Origin of the sequence: Zhurongbacter thermophilus, from assembly GCF_026184435.1 — a bacterium.
Taxonomy (GTDB): domain Bacteria; phylum Coprothermobacterota; class Coprothermobacteria; order Coprothermobacterales; family JAADFF01; genus JAADFF01.
This window is the reverse complement of the sequence record NZ_CP046447.1, coordinates 1,397,834-1,421,005: the sequence shown is the minus strand read 5'-3', so window position 1 is coordinate 1,421,005 and position 23,172 is coordinate 1,397,834. Positions and strand designations below refer to the sequence as shown.

General features: G+C 41.1%; 19 protein-coding genes. 10 read left to right on the top strand and 9 right to left on the bottom strand.

Annotated features, from left to right (window positions below):
- Positions 1-15: 15 nt before the first annotated feature.
- The 5 genes from GM182_RS07180 to GM182_RS07160 all read left to right on the top strand — a co-directional run bounded on the left by GM182_RS07180 (position 16) and on the right by GM182_RS07160 (position 4,610).
- On the top strand, positions 16-918 hold the full coding sequence (locus GM182_RS07180; protein WP_449186427.1) for a respiratory chain complex I subunit 1 family protein: 903 nt from the start codon (positions 16-18) through the stop codon (positions 916-918).
- Entirely contained in the window at positions 915-1,406 is a 492-nt protein-coding gene (locus tag GM182_RS07175; protein WP_449186426.1) for an NADH-quinone oxidoreductase subunit B family protein, read from the top strand. The genes GM182_RS07180 and GM182_RS07175 overlap by 4 nt, the downstream gene beginning before the upstream one ends.
- Positions 1,403-1,981: a 4Fe-4S dicluster domain-containing protein gene (locus GM182_RS07170; RefSeq protein WP_449186425.1), complete on the top strand. Its 579-nt coding sequence runs from the start codon at positions 1,403-1,405 to the stop codon at positions 1,979-1,981. The genes GM182_RS07175 and GM182_RS07170 overlap by 4 nt, the downstream gene beginning before the upstream one ends.
- Positions 1,982-2,082: 101 nt before the next feature.
- Entirely contained in the window at positions 2,083-3,267 is a 1,185-nt protein-coding gene (locus GM182_RS07165) for a phosphodiester glycosidase family protein (protein WP_449186424.1), read from the top strand.
- On the top strand, positions 3,264-4,610 hold the full coding sequence (locus GM182_RS07160) for a stalk domain-containing protein (protein ID WP_449186423.1): 1,347 nt from the start codon (positions 3,264-3,266) through the stop codon (positions 4,608-4,610). Before GM182_RS07165 ends, GM182_RS07160 begins: the two co-directional genes overlap by 4 nt.
- Positions 4,611-4,882: 272 nt before the next feature.
- Here GM182_RS07160 and GM182_RS07155 read toward each other — a convergent pair whose 3' ends face one another.
- The 8 genes from GM182_RS07155 to GM182_RS07120 all read right to left on the bottom strand — a co-directional run bounded on the left by GM182_RS07155 (position 4,883) and on the right by GM182_RS07120 (position 9,954).
- Positions 4,883-5,593, bottom strand: coding sequence for an energy-coupling factor ABC transporter ATP-binding protein (locus GM182_RS07155; protein ID WP_449186422.1), 711 nt, complete (start codon positions 5,591-5,593; stop codon positions 4,883-4,885).
- Positions 5,581-6,270: an energy-coupling factor transporter transmembrane component T family protein gene (locus GM182_RS07150; RefSeq protein ID WP_449186421.1), complete on the bottom strand. Its 690-nt coding sequence runs from the start codon at positions 6,268-6,270 to the stop codon at positions 5,581-5,583. The genes GM182_RS07155 and GM182_RS07150 overlap by 13 nt, the downstream gene beginning before the upstream one ends.
- Positions 6,270-6,521 carry a PDGLE domain-containing protein gene (locus tag GM182_RS07145; RefSeq protein WP_449186420.1) on the bottom strand — a complete coding sequence of 84 codons (252 nt, stop codon included), beginning with the start codon at positions 6,519-6,521 and terminating at the stop codon, positions 6,270-6,272. The genes GM182_RS07150 and GM182_RS07145 overlap by 1 nt, the downstream gene beginning before the upstream one ends.
- Position 6,522: 1 nt before the next feature.
- Positions 6,523-7,143, bottom strand: coding sequence for an energy-coupling factor ABC transporter permease (locus tag GM182_RS07140; RefSeq protein WP_449186419.1), 621 nt, complete (start codon positions 7,141-7,143; stop codon positions 6,523-6,525).
- A gap of 192 nt (positions 7,144-7,335) precedes the next feature.
- Positions 7,336-7,677 carry a hydrogenase maturation nickel metallochaperone HypA/HybF gene (locus GM182_RS07135; protein ID WP_449186418.1) on the bottom strand — a complete coding sequence of 114 codons (342 nt, stop codon included), beginning with the start codon at positions 7,675-7,677 and terminating at the stop codon, positions 7,336-7,338.
- A gap of 10 nt (positions 7,678-7,687) precedes the next feature.
- Positions 7,688-8,686: a hydrogenase expression/formation protein HypE gene (hypE, locus tag GM182_RS07130; protein ID WP_449186417.1), complete on the bottom strand. Its 999-nt coding sequence runs from the start codon at positions 8,684-8,686 to the stop codon at positions 7,688-7,690.
- A gap of 3 nt (positions 8,687-8,689) precedes the next feature.
- Positions 8,690-9,760, bottom strand: coding sequence for a hydrogenase formation protein HypD (hypD, locus tag GM182_RS07125; RefSeq protein ID WP_449186416.1), 1,071 nt, complete (start codon positions 9,758-9,760; stop codon positions 8,690-8,692).
- Positions 9,724-9,954: a HypC/HybG/HupF family hydrogenase formation chaperone gene (locus GM182_RS07120; protein ID WP_449186415.1), complete on the bottom strand. Its 231-nt coding sequence runs from the start codon at positions 9,952-9,954 to the stop codon at positions 9,724-9,726. Before GM182_RS07120 ends, hypD begins: the two co-directional genes overlap by 37 nt.
- 122 nt (positions 9,955-10,076) lie before the next feature.
- Between GM182_RS07120 and hypF the strand changes: the two genes are divergently transcribed.
- The 3 genes from hypF to GM182_RS07105 all read left to right on the top strand — a co-directional run bounded on the left by hypF (position 10,077) and on the right by GM182_RS07105 (position 13,610).
- Complete coding sequence (gene hypF / locus GM182_RS07115) at positions 10,077-12,278, top strand: carbamoyltransferase HypF (protein WP_449186414.1); 2,202 nt, start codon at positions 10,077-10,079, stop codon at positions 12,276-12,278.
- A gap of 15 nt (positions 12,279-12,293) precedes the next feature.
- On the top strand, positions 12,294-13,019 hold the full coding sequence (gene hypB / locus GM182_RS07110; RefSeq protein WP_449186413.1) for a hydrogenase nickel incorporation protein HypB: 726 nt from the start codon (positions 12,294-12,296) through the stop codon (positions 13,017-13,019).
- Positions 13,020-13,163: 144 nt separating this feature from the next.
- Complete coding sequence (locus GM182_RS07105) at positions 13,164-13,610, top strand: CGGC domain-containing protein (RefSeq protein ID WP_449186412.1); 447 nt, start codon at positions 13,164-13,166, stop codon at positions 13,608-13,610.
- 69 nt (positions 13,611-13,679) lie between these two features.
- On the opposite strand, the gene GM182_RS07100 is transcribed toward GM182_RS07105, so the two are convergent.
- Entirely contained in the window at positions 13,680-19,301 is a 5,622-nt protein-coding gene (locus GM182_RS07100; RefSeq protein ID WP_449186411.1) for a hypothetical protein, read from the bottom strand.
- Positions 19,302-19,431: 130 nt separating this feature from the next.
- Here GM182_RS07100 and GM182_RS07095 point away from each other — a divergent pair, with 130 nt between their 5' ends.
- Together GM182_RS07095 and GM182_RS07090 are read left to right on the top strand one after the other, a co-directional pair.
- A complete protein-coding gene (locus GM182_RS07095; protein ID WP_449186410.1) occupies positions 19,432-21,837 on the top strand; it encodes a PEP/pyruvate-binding domain-containing protein in 2,406 nt (801 codons plus the stop codon).
- A gap of 206 nt (positions 21,838-22,043) precedes the next feature.
- Positions 22,044-23,048: a TDT family transporter gene (locus GM182_RS07090; protein WP_449186409.1), complete on the top strand. Its 1,005-nt coding sequence runs from the start codon at positions 22,044-22,046 to the stop codon at positions 23,046-23,048.
- The last annotated feature ends 124 nt before the right edge of the window (positions 23,049-23,172 follow it).

Below are 23,172 nucleotides of genomic sequence, written 5' to 3'. Positions count from 1 at the left end.
AAAGGGGTGGTGATGGTGAACATATATATAACATACATCGTATTGGGGCTACTGCTTCCGCTGGTTGCCCTTCTATATGATGGTATAGAGAGAAAGATGACAGCTCGCATTCAGGGTAGGGTAGGACCTCCTATTACCCAGTCTTGGCTTGACTTTGTCAAGCTTCTTACCAAGAAGGTGAAATTGCCTGAAGACACGAATATGCTTATGCTCTTCAGTGGACTTGTGCTGATGTTTGCAGGGGCATTTATACCGCTTATTATGGTGTTCATGAGAAAAGGCGACCTGATACTGCTCATGTATTTAATGGTTGGTGGAACTCTGGGAATACTCCTTACCGGTCTTGCCTTTCATAGTCCCTATAGCCGTGTGGGTGTGTCTCGTGAGATGCAGATGGCATTTGCCTATGAAATATCCTTCATATTTGCCATTGTCATTACTATTATGGTAACGGGCTGTCGCACACTTGAGGCTTGCAGTGCTTCTTCTATACCGCTAATAAAATGGCCACTACTGCTTATTCCATTTATTTTATTCCTGTTTGTGGCTCCCGCCAAAGTAGGTGTTGTCCCTGTGGATATTGGTGAGGCAGAGAGTGAGATAGCAGAAGGTCCCTTTGTGGAGATTGGTGGAAGGTATCTTGCCATAGCCAAGCTCTCAAAGAACATGAAGATGCTTGCCCTTATGCAGCTGATAACACTCTTGTATCTGCTTCCTGCAGGCGTCACAGGTGTATGGTACTGGATAGCCTCTCTTGTAATAGATGGTGTACTTGTATTCTTCACCATATCTGTGGTAAGAAATGCTGCCAGTAGAATAAAGATAGATCAGGCGGTGAAGTTTTACGCCACAGTACCGCTTGCCATAGGTATCATAGGACTTGTCATTGTATACCTCATGAGGGGGTGGGGAATGTGAGTTTGTGGAGCCTGCTGTTTGACCCAGAAAATTCTATTTGGGTATATCGTATCAATGCCGGTTCATGTAACGGTTGTGAGATAGAGATAACACCGCTGTTTACCCCACGATATGATGCCGAGAGATTCGGTATCAAGTGGGTAGGCACACCGAGACATGCCGATGTTGTTCTTGTTACCGGTCCTGTTACCGCTGTTGCCAAAGAGAGCGTTATGGAGGTTCTCTCTCAGGTACCCGATCCCCATGTTGTCATTGCTGTTGGCTCGTGTGGTGTGTCTGGTGGTGTATTCAGGGGAAGTTATGCCCTTGAGGGTCCCCTTGATAACTTGTATCCTGTTGACCTTTATGTACTTGGTTGTCCACCCAAACCTGAGGGTATACTCACAGCCCTTCTTGAGGCAAAGAAGATACTAAAGGCAAAGAGAAAAGGTCAGTATCAGGAGAAACCCCTTGTGGTTGATCCTGCAGGGATGGTGATGGGACGATGAAGGTCGGTGTAATACTGAAGCACATATGGGAAAATCTGTTTACAGAGCCTATGACAAAAAAGTTTCCTAAGGAACCAGTGCAGTTGCCGGAGGGTTTTAGGGGAAGGGTTGGCTATATACCCGAAAACTGCATTATGTGTAATATGTGCGTGCTGAACTGCCCGGCAAATGCTATAGAGATTAAACCTGAAGAGGATGGTAAACGTTGGACACTACACTACGATAGGTGTATAAACTGCATGATATGTGTAGAGGTGTGTCCTGTAGAGGCCCTTTACAACGATGACAAAGAACCGTTTAGGGTGACATCTGACAGGATAAGTGCCATAGAGACAGGAAAGGTACCTATGGTGTCTTGTCCTGTATGTGGTAAGAAGGTGCCAAGACCCTCTAATACCATGGTAAAGCGTATGATGAAAGAGGTTACACCAAGGAACCTTTTAAAGGCAGCGGTATGCCCTCAGTGCAAGAAAGATCATAAACCTGAAGAGATAGATGCCATCATAGATAAGATACTTGAAGAAGGCTCTTATCCCGATATGGATAAGCTTCTGGGTAAAGAGGGTTTAAGGTAAGTATCATGCTGTAGGTGGTGTGTGGGGAGCTTCGGCTCCCCTTTTTGTTTTGCCATAAGTCTATGGTATATTAATGAAAAATGATGTATGAGGTGGTATATGTGAAGAAAGTTAAAATTTTCCTCCTTGGGATAGTGGTTGTTTCTTTGTTTATTATTTCTTTTAGTGCCTTTGGCAGTACATTTTATATCAAAGTGTATGGCAAGGGGCCTATTTATACCCTAAAAGGCAAAACGCCAGCAGGTCCACTTGTTGGCTATATGGCAAAGTTTCCCATATCTCCCACATGTCTTACTGTGCTGACACCTCCCGATGGTTTTTCGCAGGATGGTGTGGGTCTTGACAAGATGGTAGAGGCAAGAAGTGATGTCTATGTTGCCATAAACGGTGATTTGTTTAATCGCACCAATATGTATTTCAAAGCTCCTATTGGCACATATGTTGCCGATGGCCATATTTACCACTATGTGGGTGCTTCCACCCGAGGTAGCTTTATAGGGTTGAAAGATGGAAGATATATGTGGATGCGTGGTCAGCCCTATATATACACATTTTTAGAATCCTCTTGCTATACCGATAATGGTCCATGGGGTAAAGGAGATAGGTGGATACTTTTTAATCCTGAGAACGGTCAGCACGACTGGAGTAAAGTTAAGGTTGTGATTTACACTGAAGATGTCAATGAGTATATTGATGCTTCGTGGGGCAATGCCTACCTTGTCAGAGATGGCAAGGTGGTGGGCAGACTGACATCACCAACCAACCCACATGAGGCTGGTGGCATGATGGTAGTGCTAAAAGATGGAGAACTTTGCAGTGGTGATGATGTATCTATTCGTTCTTATGTAAGGGTGCCGTGGGGTGAGTGGTTTGGCGATAATACCCCAGATGAATATGTTCCCATAGAAGATGTATCTGTTATCTTTTCAGGTGGTCCTATGCTGATATATAAGGGCGATAAGGCCGATTTCTGGACAGATGATTACCACACGAAGAGACATCCTTTCTCCTTTATTGGAATGACAAATGACTTCAAACTTACCATGCTTGTCTTTGATGGTAGACAAAATGGGTACTCAAACGGTGTTTTAACCAGTGAGGTTATTGATTGGGCTATGAAAAACGGCTTTGTGTATCTTCTTGCCCTTGATAGCGGTGGTTCTACAGTGATGGTAGAGCGCATAGGTGATGATGTCAAAGTTGTTAATAGGCCATCTGATGGCAGGCCAAGGCCAATGCCTGTGGGTATAGGCTGGAAAAGTACATGTGGGAGTGATAGACCATGAGAAGATACTTCATAGTTGCCGTTATATTTGTCCTATTTATCGGTATGCTTGTTGGTTTGGTATTACCTAATGTGAATGCCGGTGCATCTATCTCTGTGGATGGTCCCCGTGTTATATATTGGGGAGATACGCCGGTGTTCGATATTACTGTATCTGGTGAAGAGGGTGAAGCTGTTAGATTGGCCCCGTGGCTTGTTCCATTGTCCGGTGATGATAGTTATGTCTTCTCTTCTGACAGTGACACATGGCATGTAAAGGCTACCGTGTCAGACCGTTTTTATAAGGACAAAGATTTTGCCTACTCTGTTATTGCCCGTTCTACTTTACCCAAAGGAGATCCCATATTACCGTTGGTTTATGAGCAAATACAGATGCACTCCTCTGAACATAAACTTGTGAGCTTCTGGAGACCTATAGCCAAACGGATAGTTCTAAAAAAGGTTCCAGGTGATATTCTAACCGATATCTTCCAGTCTCATTCTGTGTATACCCAAGGTGATGTTGTTTATGAAAACAGTGGTGGCAACCTCACACTAAATAATGCCACAGTTACTATTTATAATCAATCTACATTTGACTTGGTCTTTTCCTTTGATATCTTCATCAAAGCCAAGCGTTATGTTAATTACAATGCCCCTAAATATAAGCTTTATCCTGAGGGTTGGGTCTCGCTGGACATAGGTAATAGCCTGTATGGTGAGGCTTATAAGATTGCCCAGAAGTATGGTAAGGGAACTAAACAGGTGGATATCGGTTATGTCACTATATTTGATAAGTATCAATATCCTCTCAAGATTACACTGAAAGTTTGTCAAAACGGTGATTGTAAACTCGATAGTTATGGTGAGCCTGTGCGTACATGGTGTGGCTCTGTGAAGTCGGGGCTTCTGGATTTTCTTGCCGATAACAATACGAAATTTGTAGCAGCACCAATAGGTGAAAAGGTGCTAATTGTGTATGACGGTATAAACTATAAGTGTGTGACTACCGATGCCCCTGCCACTATTAGAAATGGAAGAACCCTTGTTCCCATGAGGTTTTTCCTTGAGGCATTGGGCGCTAAATTGTGGTGGGTGCCTAAGGATAAAAAGGTTGTTGTGGTAATACCCCAGAAACCAGATGAGACGGATTCTTATCGCTATTGGGAAAGCGTTACAAAGATAGAAATGTGGATAGGTTATGCCCGTGCCCGTGTAAATGGTAGTGTATACGATATGCCCTCAGATGTTCCACCCCAGATTATATATTCCCGTACGTATGTGCCTCTGAGATTTATCGGTGAAATGACAGGTTGGAAGGCAGATTGGGACGGGGACGGTAGAGTGGCTGTGATACATAGATAAACCCCGTCCCCGAAGGGACGGGACGCACCACTTCCGAAAGGGGGATTTATCGGAAGTTGCGGTATGTATTATATACCCAAATGTGAAAATAGGGTATGATTAATTTGCTATTATTTCATACTTGTAAATTATCCTAAAAAGGCCCCCTGAGAGGGAGCCTTATTGAGGGGGTTCTTCCGAAAGGGGGAGGGAGAACACTTCTTTGCCCTGTTTGTAGTTATTATAATATAAATTGTTGATATCGTAATTTATTTTGTAAACATTGAGGGTTTTTACAATGTTGGCATGTAGAGACCCCACTGTGGAAGGTCTGGAATGATATCTTTGATGTTTTTTCTATCTACTACTTCTACAACCTTTCCGTTTTTCATGATGTATATTTTGTGGCATAGTGTTAGCGATAATACATCGTGAGATATGAGAAGTATTCCTTTGCCTCTCTCTTTCAGCTCTTTTATGGTCTTTTCCATGAAAGACCTACCTTCAAAGTCAAGTCCTGCCATAGGTTCATCAAGTATGTAATACTTTGGGTCTATAGATAAAAGCACACCCATTGCCACCTTTTTCTTTTGACCAAAGCTGAGCTTGTGAACGGGATGATGGAGTTTATCTTTCATGCCTATTTGCGTGGCTATTGTGTTTACTATGTCCTCTATCTCTGTTTGTGATAGGCCCCGTTTGTAGGGTGCTATAGCCAGCTCTTCATATATTGTTCTTGCAAATAGCTGGTTGTCAGGCACTTGCATGAGCATGGAGACGAGCTTTCTGATTTCTCTTTTTTCTTTCTTCACATCTATACCGTCTATCTCCGCTTTTCCACTAAATATCTTTGTAAATCCCAGCAGTGTTAATGCAAGTGTTGTTTTTCCTGAACCATTATGTCCCAGTAGCCCAACAATCTCTCCTTCTTTTATGTCCATATTGATGTTTTGGATAATGGGGGCATTTTCATATCCTGCTGTAAGGTTCTTTAGAGTAACCATAAAATGCTTCCCCCTATAAGGCATAGTAAAGCTATATGTATAAACTGCGGTTTTATCTTTCTGCTTTTCAGATGAGGAGAATATCCACTGATATACATGCCACCTCTCATTGATATGGCAAGGCTGACAAATTTATATCTGTGAAAGCTCTCTAAAAGTAGCTGTTTAACAACACTACTACCTATATATCTTCCCTCTTTTCTTAGTGGGTTTAAGGATATATCCCTCATCTTGATGGCTACGAGAAGATTCTTCAGTGTATCTAAGAAGATAAATAGATATCTATATGTAAGGAGAATGATTTTTATCAGTATTTCTGGTATCCCTATCTTCTCCCACTCTGTCATTAGTGTTTCGATACCTACTGTTTCTGTAATCTGGAGGGTTAAAGACACGGCAAAGAACCAGCGGACAATGGCCCTAAAGAATAGGTAGAGGCCTGTTGTCGTGATAACAATGGGACCGATACTAAAAAGAGGAGGACCGGGGGTCAGGAGAATGAGAATAAACATCATCATCTCCACGACCCCCAAGACAGACAGTGCTTTTAGTGTTTTCCTGCTGAGACCAAAATATACCATTAATACAGCCCATATGGCTGCTATAAATAAGCCCTCTGCTAAACTCCTGATTTGACTTGATAAAAAGGTGAACAGCAGTATCAGGGCTGTGTACACTATGCCACCTTCTTTGTCAGTTTGATGTATATATATAAGATGCAGCTAACGAGTGCCATGCCTATAATGGCGGCAATAACACCGGTTATAAAAGAATCCCCATAAGAAAGTGGGGCATTATAAATGGCATGTTCTGCCACAGAAAAGTGTTCCATGGCATTTTCCAGTCCATCGGGAGATGTTGAGGCAAATGGTATAAGCAGTATAAAAACCAGTATAAAAGCACCGAATACTATGTATGCCTTCTTCATATTAGTTCACCTCACTTGGCAGAGATTCTTTTTCTACCTCTCCCTGTAGTGCCTTGACAAGTACCATTGTCAATACACCCTCTATGACACCAATGACACTATGGTATGTGAGCATAAGTGTTAAGAACGGCACGAATGGGACAATGCCAGATATTCCTATCTCTATAGAAGCTGCCAGTGCTCCCAACATGACAGAAATCCAACCAGCGAGGAAAGATGCCAAATAAGTATTAATTTTCTTTAAGTAATGATAGGTGTAGTACCCGACAAAAGCCCCTATGATACCCATGTTGAAGATGTTGGCACCGAGTGCCGTAACTCCTCCATCACCAAAGAGGAAAGTTTGAATGATAAGCACCGCCGTCATCACCAGAACCGAGGCGTACGGACCGAATAATATTGCCACAAGTGCAGCTCCCAGTAGATGACCTGATACTCCTGCCATTACGGGGAAATTTACCATCTGGGCCACAAATATTGCGGCTGCGGTGAGGCCCAGCAGAGGAAGTTTTTCCTCTGGGATGTCTTTGGCCTTTTTTGAAGCGTATAGTACAGTACCTGCAGTGATAAGATAGGTTCCGGCGATAACCGGCGTAGACAGTAGTCCGTCAGGAATGTGCATTTTCCCACCTCCATATGAACTTTTTTATTTTCTTCACACTTCTATGCTATCAGAAAATGAAAGTGTAGGTATTACCATTTTGTGAAACTTCATACAAAGTTCGGAATGACTGCTTAATATAAACTGTTGAGGATTGTGAAAGAAAAACTGCCCCACCTCACAAGGTGGGGCAGTGATATATGTGGAGGTTTTTTACTCCACCTCTATTTCCTCTATATAAAACTCGTTGCCTGATATGATTTTGACATCTACACTTCCACACTGGGGGCATGCAAACATGGGCCGGTCTACGGTGAATGTATGTCCACAAGACCCACACTGAAACTTAACAGGTACATGTGTGTAGTGAAATGTGACATCGGGTTGTCCCTTATCGTCTTTGAGAAGGTTGAGGTAAAAGTCCAGGGCATCGGGTACAACACCGCTGAGTTCACCTATAACAATTTTCACACTGAGGAGCTTACCGCCTCCTATTTTCTTTAGCTCGTCTTCCAGTATATTCCATATGCTTTCTGCTACCGATAGCTCGTGCATTCTTCTCACCTCAACATATGCGTGGCAGCTGCTGGCCCGGTAGCATAGGCACAAATCTCTCTGCCCATCGGGTTTTCAACCTGACCTTGCCGGGATGCTTGCTTTCTATTTCACCTATAATGGCACTATCTTTTGCCTCTGGTAGACCTTTTATAGCCTCCAGTACTCTATCTGCCATGTTTTCTTCTACGACAAGAAGCACTCTTCCCTCACATGCCATATACAGCGGGTCTATACCCAGTAGCTCAGATATACCCCTGACCTCATCTCTTATAGGTATGTTCTCTTCAAATAGAAGAACGCCAAAGTCTCTACCCCACACAAGTTCATTGAGTGTGGTGCCAACACCACCTCTTGTGGGGTCTCTCATCCACTTGACACCGCCCACTTCAAGTGCTTTTTTCACTATATCTACCACGGGGCCACAGTCGCTTTGTATGTCTGCTGTGATGCCAAGATTTTCTCTGTTTATCATGATTGTTGCCGCATGGTCACCAATGGGTCCACTGACAATGACCTTATCGCCGGGTTTGATGGGCTCCCTAGAGAGTTTCCCAAGCCCTTCATATATTCCTATGCCTGTGGTGTTTATATATACACCATCGGCTTTCCCCTTTTCTACAACCTTGGTGTCTCCTGCCACAATCTTCACACCGACCCGCTCGGCCGCTTCTTTCATGCTCATGACGATTTTCTTCAAATCTGCTATAGGGAAGCCCTCTTCTATGACAAAGCCCACCGTGAGATATAAAGGTTTACCTGTAGAGACTGCTACATCGTTGACGGTGCCATTGACTGCCAACTTGCCTATATCTCCGCCGGGGAAAAATAGGGGGGTTACCGTAAATGTGTCTGTAGATACGACAATATGACCTTCAACATTTAAAAGGGTGGCATCGTCCATGGTCTTTAGTGGGCTATCGCCAAATGCAGGCATAAACACCTCTTCTATAAGCTGATGGGTGAGAAGCCCTCCTGACCCGTGTCCCAGCAGAATTTTATCTTCCATCTTTTATGACCTCCTGTACTTGTAATATGCAGCACATGCCCCTTCAGATGAGACCATACATGGTCCCAGTGGGTGCAGTGGAGTGCATCCCTTTCCAAAGTGTGGGCAATCTGTTGGTATGGCTTTTCCTTTGACAACATCGGGACATCTGCATCCCGGTGTTTCCCTTTCGGGTGGCACTTCTACAGGAAAAGCCCCTTTGGCGTCTCTGTGCATATACTCTTTTTTAAACTTGTGTCCACTCATGGGTATTGTGCCAAATCCTCGCCACTCTTCATCGGCCTCTTCAAAGAATGTTTCTACAAGCGCCCATGCCCTCGGATTTCCCTCTTCTCTAACAACCTCGGGGTATGCATTTATTACCTCTACCTTACCGTCTTCTATGAGCTTAAGGAGTGTAGCAGTTCCAACAATGAGGTGATGTGCCTCAAAGCCTGCAATAACGCCGGGGCGACCATATGCTTTTAACACAGGCTCATAAACCTTTCTGCCTATTATGGCACTGACATGACCCGGCAGTATAAACCCATCTATGTCTGCTTCTGGATCGCTCAGCAGTGCCTTTAGTGCCGGTATAACAAGCTTGTGTGAAAGGAGCATGTAAAAGTTTGTGATGTTTTCTTCTTCTGCTATCTTCAATGCAGCAGCTGCTGTAGGGATAGTTGTTTCAAATCCCACAGATAGGAATATTACCGGTCTATCTGTGTCTTTAGCTATTTTAACGGCATCTTCTGGGGCATATACCACCCTGATATCGGCCCCTTCTGCTTTCATATGGGATAGGCTTTTCATATCTGAGCCCGGTACCTTTAGCATGTCGCCAAATGTTGTAATGATGACCTGTGGATATGTCTCTACGATTTTTATAACCCTGTCAATGTAGCTGTTTGGGGTGACACACACAGGGCATCCGGGGCCAGACAGTAGCCTGATATTTTCCGGAAGCATGTCTCTAATACCTGTGGCAAAGTATTGAAATGTGTGGGTGCCACATACTTCCATGATCTTTGCAGGTTTCTTATAGTTTTTTATATAGTCTACGAGTCTTGCCAGACGTTCATCAGTTCTTCCCATATTTCTAAAGCCTCCTCTGCCTCTTTGTCTTCAACTATGGATATAGCCATACCAGCGTGGACCATGACATACTGCCCCTCTTTTACCTCTGGGGTTGCCATAATGTTTATTTCACGACGTGCACCGAGTGCCTCGGCGAGGGCATGTTTATCATCTATCTTCTTCACGATTTTCATGGGTACACCTAAGCACATACGCATTCACTCCTTTCAAGTTCATAGTATCAAAAGTTTATGATGTAGGATAATCCTACTTTCTAAACATATGCTATGTTAATAGTGAGAAGCAATAATACAACTTTGGAGAGTGAGCATGTGTGAGATATCGCATTCAGGTAAGAGGCATTGTTCAGGGTGTAGGATTTAGGCCCTTTATCTGGCGTATAGCAAATGAGCACGGACTTATTGGCTGGGTGAAAAATACCAGCAGTGGTGTTGTTATAGAGGTGCAAGGAAAACCCGATGCTATCAAGGCCTTTATAGACGACATAACAGCCAAGAAGCCACCTCTTGCCCTTATTACCCATGTAGACACATATGAGATTCCCGAAGTAGAAGGAGAGCATGCCTTTGAAATACTGAAGTCTGAAAAACAAAGCTCATCTATCACCATTATTCCACCTGATGTGGCGGTGTGCGATGACTGCCTCAGGGAGATGTTTGACCCAGCAGATAGAAGGTATAGATATCCATATATCAACTGCACAAACTGCGGGCCCAGATTTACCATCATAAAAGATGTGCCCTATGACAGGGACAAGACGACAATGGATAGGTGGCCCATGTGCGACGATTGTCGTAGAGAATATGAAAACCCAGCAGATAGACGCTTTCATGCCCAGCCTGTGGCATGTCCTGAATGCGGTCCCACCTACTATCTCACAGATATGGATGGAAACAGGGTGCCCGGTGATCCATTTCAGATGGTGGCAAAGCTCCTTAGAGAGGGGTATGTTGTTGCTATCAAGGGGTTGGGAGGCTATAACCTTGCCGTAGATGCCACAAATGGTGAGGCCGTTAGGAAACTGAGAAAGAGAAAACATAGACCTACGAAACCCTTTGCCATCATGGTGAAAGATATAGAGCATGTGAAGAACATTGTAAAGGTATCACCAGAGGCTGAAAAGTGGCTAACATCGCCACAGGCTCCCATACTCTTGCTGTGGAAGTATGAAGATACACCTATAGTCGATGAGGTGGCACCGGGGCAAAACAGGCTTGGGGTTTTCCTTCCTTATACCCCAATGCACCACCTGATATTTGCCGAAGGTGCACCCCCTTACCTTGTCATGACCAGTGCCAATGTGTCTGGTGAGCGCATTATCTATAAAGATGACGAGGCATATGCCAAGCTTCACGATATAGCCGATTTTATACTTGTTGGTGAAAGGGAGATATATGCCTTTATTGACGATAGTGTGGGGACAATATTTGAAGGTGAGTATTATCACATACGCCGTGCCAGGGGCTTTGTGCCGTTCCCAACACTCCTTGAAAATCCTAAGGGGAAAGTTGTTGTCTCTGCCGGTGCCGACATGAAAGGTGCTTTTGGTATCCTGAAAGATAACTATGCCATATTGTCCCAGTATCTTGGTGATCTTGAGGCTGTCTCCAACGGTGAAGGTTATCGCTTTATGATGAGACATTTCTTGAAACTCTTTCAGGTAGACCACATAGATACCCTTGTTCTTGATAAACATCCTATGTACTTTAGCCGTCAGTATGCCATTGAGGCTGTAGAGGCAGATGCTGTGGTAGAGATATACCATCACCACGGGCATGCCCTATCTGTCATGGCAGAGTATGGTAAAGAGAAAGCACTTGGTCTCATTATGGACGGCACAGGCTACGGCAAAGATGGCACCATTTGGGGCAGTGAAATGGGTGTATTTGGTCTAAAAGACTTTGATATTCTTTACCACTTTGAGCCTATTCCCCTTGTTGGTGGCGATAAGGCAGCACGTCAGGTGTGGAGGCTGAAGAAGGCGTTTCTCAATGTGATAGGTGAAGATGATGAGTGGGTGCGTATTATTGCCTCTTCTTATACTCCACATAGCCGTGGTATGGGGCGTATCTTTGACACCATGTCAGCACTTCTTGATATTGTGAAGGAGGCAACATATGAGGCAGAGCCCGCTATCATGCTCCAACAGTATGCAGAAAGGGCAGACGATGAGGGCATCTATGATGTGTCTATCAAAGATGGCACTATTTCCACAACATATATTCTGAGGCAAGCCCTTGATGACTACAGAAGCGGTGTGCCCCGCGAGGTTGTGGCAAGGCGGTTTCACAACACCATAGCCGACATCATGGTGAATGTGGCTGTGGATATGAGTAGACAGACAGGTATAAAGGATATTGCCCTCTCAGGTGGTGTGTGGCAAAACATGCTCCTACTTGAGAAGGTTGTAAAAGGACTTAGAGATAATGGGCTAACACCCCTTATACATAGGCAGGTATCTCCCTCTGATGAGGGTATATCACTGGGATTTTTATATTACGGAAGCAGACTATAGAAAGGGGGACTATTTATGTGCGGTGGACATGACCACGAACATCACCATCATCACGAACATGAACATGAGCATGAAGAAAAGAAGACAATTAAGGTAATGAGAAAAGCCCTTGAGTCTAACGATGTGTATGCAGAGAGGAATAGGGGCATATTTGACTTTGCAAAGGTGCTCAGTATCAACCTCATGGGCTCACCGGGAGCAGGTAAGACAACGCTGATAGAGTATCTCATTGATGTGCTTCCTCTGAAAATCGGTGTTGTAGAGGGCGACCTTGAGACAGAAAACGATGCCGATAGGGTGAGGGCCAAGGGTGCCTATGCCTACCAGATACGCACATCAAAGTGGGGTGGCACATGTCACCTTGAAGCCCCATGGGTCAATGAGGCACTGAAGGAGATACCACTGAATGATATAGATGTGCTCTTTGTTGAAGATGTTGGTAACCTTGTATGTCCTGCCTCTTTTGAGCTTGGTACTCACTATAAGTGGGTTATGGTTTCTACCACAGAGGGCGAAGATAAACCCATTAAATACCCCAAGATGTTCAACATAGCCGATGTAGTTATCATCTCTAAAGTTGATATAGCAGATGCCGTAGGTGCCGATGTAGAGAAGATGAAAGAGTATGTCAGGCAGGTAAATGGCCATGCCAAGATATTCACATTTGGCAAATCTGAAGCCGATGCCAAAGAGATAGCAGACTATATAGTGAGCTTGTATAAAGAGCACTTTGGCGAGTAAGGTTTTCCCCATACTAGGGGCTCCTTCCCCACAGCCCCCGCATATGCGGGGGCTATTTTGTGATAGAAGAAGGTTGATACCACTGTTTCAAAAAAGTATTAAAATAACACTATATAACTGTCAACCAGAGAGGGGGAAGGGGAAATGTCTGAGAAGGTCAAGATTGGTATTATCATCTGTGATAGGTACAGAACATGTGCAGGGGGAAAATGCTTTAGGGCTCTTAGAAATCGTGAAGGTGCATTTAGCATTTATAAAGACAAGGAAGTAGAAGTAGTGGGCTACACGACATGTGGTGGCTGTCCCGGTGGCAACATAGAGTATGCACCAGAAGAGATGAAGAAGAACGGTGCCGAGGTTATACATCTGGCAACAGGCTTTGTGGTAGGTTATCCACCATGCCCGTATATTCAGTATTTTAAGGGTTATATAGAGAAGCGATTTGGGTTAAAGGTGGTAATAGGGACTCACCCGATACCCCAGAAATACTATGACATGCACAAGAAACTGGGCACATGGGACTCTCCAGAATGGGAAGAGATTATAGCCCCAACTCTCTGCGACGAGGAGACACGCAAGGCATACGACTAGAACGATTAGATAATGTAAATAAATTGATATGTAAACAACTTTGGCGTATTTGAAGGGATATAGGAAGTTCTAGATATGCAATTTCTTATTTAAAAAGATATTTACCTCTTCTTCTGGAAAATATAGTTTCTCGGTTAACCACCTTAGTATATCTTCTTTTTCTAGAACTGTTTCGTTGTAAAGCCAAACCAGGAATTCACGAAGATCTTCAATATTTTCTATTGTATTCTTGTTTCGTGTTTCAAATATATTCATAATTTCTTCAATGGAGTAACCTAGTTTGGTTTTCAAATATACGGCCACTCTGCCCCATCGTTTATAATTTGTATCTACTTTAGAAAACATGTGATATATCTCTTTATATGAATGTTTACCTATTATCCACTTCATGATGTCTTTTTCGTTAATATCTGTGTGCTTTTTTGCCCAAAAAACAACCCCTTTAATGGATTGGTTTTTTAGCTTTATCTGAATGAATGAGAGTAATTCTTCAGGAGGATAGATTTCTTTTCTGTATAAAAAATTAATTATTTGGCTTAGAGGTAGTTTTATTTGATTAGTTATGTAATCTACTAAAGTTTCTAGCTTTATAGAGTGATACTTCATTAGGCATTTGACTTGGTTAAAGAGTTTGGAGGGAGTAGTTGTATTATCCAGTGCTAGCGTTAGTGCTTTGTATGTATCTTGTTTTATTTGGGGTATTGAGAATATGAAGTTGGCAAAGTTACAATATGAGCTTACATTTTTTAGCCATGATATGGTTCCTAAGTACGATAATCCTAATGTGTTAGCTATAAAATCTATGATATCTCCGTATTCAAAATACTTTCTATGGATATATAGCCTAATAATAGATTTAAAATCCATTTTAAGTGTTTTACTGATCCAACTTGTTGCCTGGTAAATGTTGTTGTTGCTAATTTTGACTAACCAATCAGTTATTGTGTATTCTGACCATGATACTGTTTGAGTAATTAAATTCACAATTTGATTTGGTTCCAATGATGTATTATTGACTATCCATGTGGCAATGTCTGATGGATTAATCCCCATGTTTGTAAGGAATGCAATAATATCTATTGGTTTCCATTTGTCATTAAACCATAGCCATTGGGTCAAGTCGTTAGGAAAAGTTGAAAATTCTGTCGTGATATATTTAGAAAACCATTGAGATATTGCGTCTGGGTTGTAGTTGTTTTTGTAAAGCCAACTGATAGCGTCTTTCGGATGCCATATAGCAGCATCTATAAGAATATTTGCTATATGAGTTTTATTTGTGGTGTAATTTTTTTCAAGCCATATGATAATTTTCTCTGCTTCCCAGTTGGTACTTTGTTTTATTAGCGTTATAATTTCAACAATGTTCCATGAACTGTTTTGATACAACCAACTGGCCAATTCATCCGGGGTAGTTACGGTGATTTTTTCCTTAGCCTCTAAAATGTGGTATATATCGTTTGCGCTGATATCAAAGTAGGTCTTAAGTGTATCAATGATAGATATTATATCTACATTTATGTAGTGTGAGAGAAGTATACTTCCATCCCTTGCGTTAACCTTTTTAGTATGCATTATCCATTTTATAGCGGAGTGCAGCGTGATCTTTTCTTTATCTATTAGCCATTTGATGGTATCAGAGAAATCTAATTTGGCTTCTTCTATCTGCCAATTTGCAGTATATATAGCATTGGTATTTTCTTTTAGCCAGTTTATTATTTCTGATAGTGGAACATTGGTGTTCTTTAATATCCATGATGCTATATGCTTGGGATCATTAGTCTCATATATATTTGCTACAAGAGATGCAATGTCTTGAATAGAAACATTATCATGGGTGATTATCCAGTTGATAGCTTGTTTTGGGGACATTTGGGCTATGTTGGTTAACCATTTATAGCCTTGTTCTACTTCAAAACGCTTATTTTCTTGTAATAATATATAGATTTCATCTAATGACAGTAATTGTTTTTCTAATAAATATATAGATAGTTCTTCAAGGGTATAGAGATTGTTGTTTACTATCCATTTAATTGCGTCTGTTACATTATAGTTTCCTTCTTTTATTAACCATGATACTAAATCTTGTATAGGCCATTTTATATATTTAAAGCTTATTTTTATGATGTTTTCTGGGGTATCATCAGCTAGTTTTAGTATCGATTTAAATATGTTCCTAATATCTTCCTTGTTGTGTATTCTATTACTAATAGATTTAAATATATCTTCAATGGTGGTATTGTCTAAAGTAAAAAGGTAGTGAAAGGCCTGTTCCGGCGTCATATTTCCTTTTGTTGTTAGCCAATTATAAACTTGTTGGATGTTGTATCCGTTTTTCTTGTGTAGAAATATAGAAATTTCTTCAGCTGATAGTAATTTGTTTTCCCACAAGTATGTTGCTATTTCGGTTCCACTATAATATCCATTGTTTAGAATCCACTCTGCAATATCGCTTGCGCTAAGATGTGTAGTTTGGTTTAACCAGGTAAACAACTCTTGTAATGACCAATTTATTTGCCGAAAAGTTATTTTAATGATACTTTCTGGGGATTTTTTAGTTATTTTTAGGAGAGCATTAGCCAGACTGTATGAATCAATATAGTAATACATTGTAATAAACTTTATTGCATCAGATATTTTCCACTTGGATTTTTCTAATACCCATTGTATTAGTTCTTTGGCGTCCTTTTGAGGTATTGATGGATGATGAGTTAGTATGTTGTAAATTTGATCAAAGTTCAGATTTAACTTATAAAGGGCTATATTTATTAAGTATGCTGGATCAATATTCGTATTTTCTATGATCCATATGATTGCTTCTTCTATATTCCTGTTAGTTTGTATAGCCAGCCATTTAATGGTGTATGATTCTATCCTTTGGTTGTTTGTAAGATATAAAACAATTTCTTCAGCAGATAACGGTGAACTATCCTTGAGAAGTTTAATGATAGCCTCAGTCGTACGATTTGTGAATAGCCAAGAAGAGATTTCTTTGTATGAAAATATCGACTTACTTACTAAAAATAACAATAGTTTGTCACGGTATTGAAAGCGAGGGGCATATAGGTTTTGAACTACGTCTAGGAGTTCATCTATATTGTTATGGAGTATAGTTTTTAGCCACAGTGCTATTGTTGTTAATGATGTGTTTGTTCGTTCTTTTAACCATGTTGCTACCTTGAAAAAATTCAACCCACATTTCTCTACTAACCATGTGGCTATATCTTCAATTGGTACTGCATTGGTGTCTATAAGTATTTGAGCTATATGTAAGGCTTCTTGTTGGGTTATATCTATATTGGAGTTAAGAAGAGCGAATATATACTTTTTGTTTTGAGTTAGCCATTTGACAATGACTTCTTTTGTTGTGGAAAAGTATTGAAGTAAGTATTTTAATGATTCTAAGACAGGAAAATCTAATTCTTCGATGAGGCAATTACCTATCTCGTATATTCTTTCATTGGTTACTACTCCTTGTTTGGATAGCCATTCTAAGATTGTATCTATTGGTAGGTCATTGGTATATAGCCATTTTATGATTTCTGAAATGTTTGTCTGTTTATGTGTAAGTAACCACTCTGAGATTTTGAATAGTATGATAGGTTTTTGGGTGCCTAGTGCATGGGCAATTTCTTCTTTTGAGCAAAGATTCTGTCTTAATAGTGTAGAAATCATGGGATCGATTTTCTGTGTTGAAATTTGAAGATATTCAATTATTTCAGAGCACGAAATAATTGAATGTTCTTTTAGCCACAATATGGATTCCATGATATGGATTGATTCTTTTTCTAGTAACCAATTTTTTATTCTGTCATTGTTTTCATGGATGTCGTATTTTAGCCAGTTGGCTATCTTGATGGGTTCTTTGGTTACTAACATAAGAATGTTAGCAGCTTGTATAGGAGAAAAATGTGCTTCGTATACGAGCCAGTGCCCTATATTCTTCATTGAGCATTGTTTGGTTGAGTATAGCCAATCCACAATATCTTCAATATTAAGTTTGACTTGGGTAAATAGCCATATGGCTGTTTGGTATGCACTGCTATATTGTGGAAAATATTTCCAGGAAGAGAGTGTAGGTATATTGATATGCGTTTTATAGAACAACCAGTTAATAATGTGTGGTATGGGAGTATTGTTTGTTTCTCGTATCCAGTTTGCTAGTTTTAGTGGAGAGGTGTTGTATGTTTTGTATATACAAGATGCTATGGTAAAAATTTCTGATTGTTTGGTACTTGCTAATAGTGAGAAACATTTGTTGTCTTTTACTTTTACCTCATATTGAAGCCACTGAACAATTCTACATGTGTTATTTTCATATGAATATAACCAATAGATAATATTGTCTAATGGAAAGAGTTTCTTGTTAACCAGCCAGTTAGCCACTTCTATAGGATTTACTTGGCCTTTTTCTACTAGTAGAGTTGCTAATGCTTTCCAATTTCGATTATTAATTTCTAACCAACTTAGTATATCTAATTTGGTGTCTTTGTTAAATGATATTAAAAAATTTATGGCTTGAATGGCATCCCATTCTAGGAAGTTAACCATTAGCGAATATGAAATTTGGGGGGTAGTTTGGGTATGTGTTATAATCCAGCGAGCCACTTTGTCTTTATTGTTTGTTTGATGTGTTAACCAGTTAAGAATTTCCGATATTGGTACCTTTAGATATTTTATAGCCCATGTAGCTACTTTGAACTCATCCATTTGGCTTATATTTCTAACCCAAATTGCTGTTTTGTTGAAGGACCATTTTCTTTGTTGAAGTAACCAGCTTGCAATATCGTATAGTCTAAAATTAGCCTTTTTATATAGCCAATTTGCTATTTTTTCTGAGAAAGCATTTAAGAATTTTAGTAGTCTGGCTTTAACAGGGGACATGGCCATGTATTTCGGATGGTTTGCAAGCCATTCTGCTATGTCTTCTAAAGGAACTTTTTCTGTATATCGTAACCAATATAGAATTCTATTTATCGATGAATTAGAGTTTTCTAACAGCCATGATATAGTGATATCTATATTATCACTTTGTGCCGATATCCATGAAGCAACGATATATTTGTTAGAGGAATGTTCTTGTATCCATTTCACTATTTCACTAGTAGTTAGAAAATTGTTTCTTTTTAGCCAGCTGGCTATAGCTTTTATTCCTAGTTGTTTTTCGTTTAATAGCCAGTTGGTTATTTCTTCTAATGTTTTGTAATTGTTTTTGACAAGCCACGTAGCCATCTCAAGGGGAGGAGTATAACTATATGACATTAACCAACTGAGTACCATTTCTTTTGATGCTATGTTTTGGGAAATGAGGGTGTATGCTGTGTCATATGGGGTTAAATCAAGTGTATCCATGATTAAAGTAGCCAGTTGGGGGATATCACTACTTTTAAGATAAGATGCAATCCATTCTATTATTCTTTCTTTATTCCATCTAATTTTATCGGACAACCATTTTGCGGTTCTTGAAATATCGTTGCTTGTTTTGGAGTATAACCACGATGCAATGTCTTCGTCATTCCATGTTTGGGATTCATGTAGCAGGTATGCAACTTGTTCTATGGTAATAGGTGTGTATTTGAGAATAATATCTGCTATTGTTGAAGGGGGTATACCTGCCTTACCAAGAGATATGATTAGTTCCTCAATACTTATTTCTCCAGATTTATATAGCGCCAAAAATTCGCTTGTGGACATTTTTTTTCTAATCCTTTTTATGGTTGTAATATATTATATCAATTAATTATCACTTATATGATAAAAACGTAAGTAATCCCTGTCTATAATATCTATAAACGATGTTAATACTAAGAGGGAGATGGTGGGGTTGGGTTACATTGTATGGCTTGGTGAGGAGGGTTCTACAGATGTTTCTCTTGTAGGTGGTAAGGCTGCTTCTTTGGGGCATCTTGTATCTGCCGGTATGCCCGTGCCTAAGGGGTTTGTGCTGTCCTCAGAGGCTTATGAGCGGGTTATCACCATGTGTGGGATAGATGGGCTCATAAAATCTGGTGCATCTCCACGGGAGATAAGAGAGGCCATAAAAAGCTGTGATTTGCCAGATGAGATAAAAGAAGAGTTGAAGCTTGCCTATGAAAAGCTTGGCGGTGTGCCTGTTGCCGTTCGCTCATCTGCCACGGTGGAAGATACATCAGCCGCCGCCTTTGCGGGGCAGTATGAAACGGTGCTTGATGTGAAAGGTGTAGACGATGTTATTCGTGCTGTGAAGATCTGCTACGCCTCCGTATGGGGTGATAGGGTGGTAGACTATCGCGAGAAGAGGGGAATATCCCATAACGAAGTAAAGATGGCTGTTTTGGTCCAAGAGATGGTGCATCCCGATATATCCGGTGTGATGTTTACGGCGAACCCCATATCGGGCAGACGCAATGAAACGGTTATCAACGTCATAAAGGGTATAGGTGAGCTGATGGTTTCGGGTTTGAAGACACCAGAGGTCTATGTTATTCGTCACGGTTGGCTTCGCATGAGTGTTGTTGAGCATACTGTGGGTGACGATGGGGATATACTATCCCCGAAGTGGGCTTATAGACTTGCCACTATGGGACAGAAGCTTGAAGATTACTTTGGTGCATATCAAGATGTTGAGTGGGCTATAAAAAATGACAAGCTTTATATACTTCAGTCGCGTCCTATCACTACACTACCTATTCCCAAACTGAAGATGAATATAGCCAAGCTAAATGCATTTCGCATTATATCCGAAATGCTGACACGAAGGCCTTATCCAGCCGAGGGTGATTTTATGAATATTGTCTTTCGCGATGCTGTGATAAACCCCTTTGCCCCGCTGGGTATCAGGGTTGGTGGCGTGAGAAAGAACATGCTTATATGGAAAAACGGCATGCCAGCTGTTCTGGATTATTTCCTGTGGACAACACCGCACGGTGTAGCTGAGTTTATAGTTACCCCAATGTTACCTTTGGCACCACTGACACTTATTGTAAAGGGGCTGATTGCCAATGCCAAGGACTGGAAGAAAGACCCGATGGTGAAAAAGACCGAAGATGTAAAGGCAGATATAGAAAGGTATGTGCCGAAAACACCTAAAGAAAGGCTTTTTTACATTAAGAAAGCTATGCAGATGACAACTATCGCAGGCAAACTCAGGAGCAAATATCTTTATAGTTCAATGCTACATTTTGCACTGCTTCGTGTGTGGCTAAAGGTGATGAAAAAAGAGCACCATTTGGGTACACTGGCATTTACAGGGCTTGACACGGTTATTACCCGCTCTAACCGCGAACTTGAGAAACTTGCAGATATGATAAGAAAAAACGAGTATTTAAGAGAACTGTTTGAAAAACATACTGCTCAGGAGCTTGTCTCCATTATAAACACCGATAAACGGGCAAAAGATTTCAGAAGGGCGTTTGATAAGTTTCTTAGGGAATATGGCTACAGAGAGGCTGGAAGTGTCTTGTATATGTCTGATGGTATGTGGATAGATAGGCCAGAGGTACCGTTGCAGATTATTAAAGGACTGGTAATAGGTGACAGGAGCGTAGAAGACAACACAATATATGAAAATGCTCTTATGGAGGTCATGTCACATCCTCTTATGAAAGTGCCGTTTTTTAGGAAGAGATTTGTTCATACGCTAATGAATGCAAGGCAGTTTCAGGTGCTTAGAGAGGATACAAGGTATATGGCAATGATACCCTCACATTTCTTAAGGCGCATGTATCTGGATATGGGTAAGTCTTTGTATGACAAAGGATTTATTTCATCTCCTGAAGATATTTTCTTTATAAGATTTCATGAGGTTGTAAAAGATGAAAAGACTATGGCGAAAATTATCAAAGATAGAAAAAAGCTGTGGTACAAGCTGGAAAAACTGCCGTTTATAGATATCTCTCCTTTGAAACAAGAGACCACTGCCGATGACAATGTTATTATTACCGGCATACCCGGTAGCCCCGGTATTGGAAGGGGAAAGGTGTGTGTTATCAGATCTCAAGATGAGTTTGACAAGATGGAAGAGGGGGCCATATTGGTGGCACCATATACAACACCTGCGTGGACACCACTGTTTGCCCTTGCCAGTGGTGTTGTTGTAGATACTGGAGGGCCCCTGTCCCATGCTGCTATTGTTGCCCGTGAGTATGGCATACCAGCAGTGATGGGAACAGGAGAGGCTACCAAAGTGCTAAAAGATGGCATGTATGTAGAAGTAGATGGCAGTAATGGTGTGGTGAGGAGGGGAGAGTAATATCTCCCCTCTTTTCATATAGATTCTTCCTACTTCACCAAAGTTTGTTATCCTTCTTATAGGTGAACTCTATGGTGATAAAACGATTTGGAACAAAGAGATGTCCGTGCTGGTGGAGGGGTACATAATACCGCCTCATTCTATGCTTTTCCTCTTGTAATCTGCTTTTCACAAATATTAAAAATACTCTTCTGGAGGTGGTTTATATGAATAGAAAAGCTTTTGCTATAAAAACGTTTCCACCGGCATGGTTTGCTGCAGTAATGGGCACAGGTGCAGTGGCAAATGCCACATATCTTATAGGGTTTCCCATAGTAGGCAGAGTGATTTACTATATAAACCTTGTTATGGCAGCATTGCTTCTTATACCGTGGACACTAAGGTGGATTTTGTACTGGAAAGATGTTATAACTGACCTACTCTCTCCGTATAAGATTAGTTTCTTTCCCACTATGCCTGTGGCATGTTTGGTACTTGGTAGTGGGGCTATGCTAATGAAGCCGTTTGACGGATACCAGACATTTGCGTGGATTATGTATGTTATTGGAGCTTTTCTTGTGTTTGGCTTTGCCTGCATTATGGGTTATGTGATGTTTACAGAAGATGGGGTAGACCTTGAGCATGCCAATTATTCATGGCTTATCCCCCCTGTAGGTGCTATTGTTGTGCCGATGCTCGGTAATGTCCTTGTGAAAAGTGCTGGTGCATATGCTTCTCTTGTGGCGGTGATTAATATTGCCATGTGGTCTATAGGATTTTTCCTGTTTATATTCTTTGGAAATATCATATTTTTCCGCATGGTAAAGCATTCACTACCCCATGCAAAGGTTGCCCCAACCGTGTGGATATCTTTAGGTCCCATAGGGGTAGGCACAATAGGTCTCATGAGTATGAAGGCATCACTCGGTGCGCTGGGTGTTTCTCTAAACTTGGCCCCTGCTTCTATCTTCATGTGGGGCTTTGGCCTGTGGAGCTATGTGATATCTGTGCTTGTTACATACCACTACCGCAAAAACACAGAGATACCATATGGACTGGGGTGGTGGGCATATACATTCCCGCTTGGAGCCTACACCATATCGACAATCATGCTTTACAAGACATTCCAAATATCTATTTTTCAGTGGATAGCCTGGCTACTGTATGTCACACTGATATACTTCTTTATTGTTGTGAGCTACAATACGGCAAAGTTTATCCTCAGGGGTTAATCCCCTGAGGATTTTATCATTATCTCCTAATTTTCCCTCCTCGAAAGTTCACTTTTCTCCTACATCTTATATTTCCTATATAATGAAGGTGGAAGTGAAAAGTTCATAGTCATATTTAATAATA

Excerpts from the sequence above, each read along its gene's own strand:
- GM182_RS07170 (WP_449186425.1), top strand. The coding sequence starts at position 1,403 with ATGAAGGTCGGTGTAATACTGAAGCACATATGGGAAAATCTGTTTACA.
- GM182_RS07160 (WP_449186423.1), top strand. The coding sequence starts at position 3,264 with ATGAGAAGATACTTCATAGTTGCCGTTATATTTGTCCTATTTATCGGT.
- GM182_RS07155 (WP_449186422.1), bottom strand. The coding sequence starts at position 5,593 with ATGGTTACTCTAAAGAACCTTACAGCAGGATATGAAAATGCCCCCATT.
- GM182_RS07145 (WP_449186420.1), bottom strand. The coding sequence starts at position 6,521 with ATGAAGAAGGCATACATAGTATTCGGTGCTTTTATACTGGTTTTTATA.
- GM182_RS07140 (WP_449186419.1), bottom strand. The coding sequence starts at position 7,143 with ATGCACATTCCTGACGGACTACTGTCTACGCCGGTTATCGCCGGAACC.
- GM182_RS07135 (WP_449186418.1), bottom strand. The coding sequence starts at position 7,677 with ATGCACGAGCTATCGGTAGCAGAAAGCATATGGAATATACTGGAAGAC.
- hypE (WP_449186417.1), bottom strand. The coding sequence starts at position 8,686 with ATGGAAGATAAAATTCTGCTGGGACACGGGTCAGGAGGGCTTCTCACC.
- hypD (WP_449186416.1), bottom strand. The coding sequence starts at position 9,760 with ATGGGAAGAACTGATGAACGTCTGGCAAGACTCGTAGACTATATAAAA.
- GM182_RS07120 (WP_449186415.1), bottom strand. The coding sequence starts at position 9,954 with ATGTGCTTAGGTGTACCCATGAAAATCGTGAAGAAGATAGATGATAAA.
- hypB (WP_449186413.1), top strand. The coding sequence starts at position 12,294 with ATGTGCGGTGGACATGACCACGAACATCACCATCATCACGAACATGAA.
- GM182_RS07105 (WP_449186412.1), top strand. The coding sequence starts at position 13,164 with ATGTCTGAGAAGGTCAAGATTGGTATTATCATCTGTGATAGGTACAGA.
- GM182_RS07100 (WP_449186411.1), bottom strand. The coding sequence starts at position 19,301 with ATGTCCACAAGCGAATTTTTGGCGCTATATAAATCTGGAGAAATAAGT.
- GM182_RS07090 (WP_449186409.1), top strand. The coding sequence starts at position 22,044 with ATGAATAGAAAAGCTTTTGCTATAAAAACGTTTCCACCGGCATGGTTT.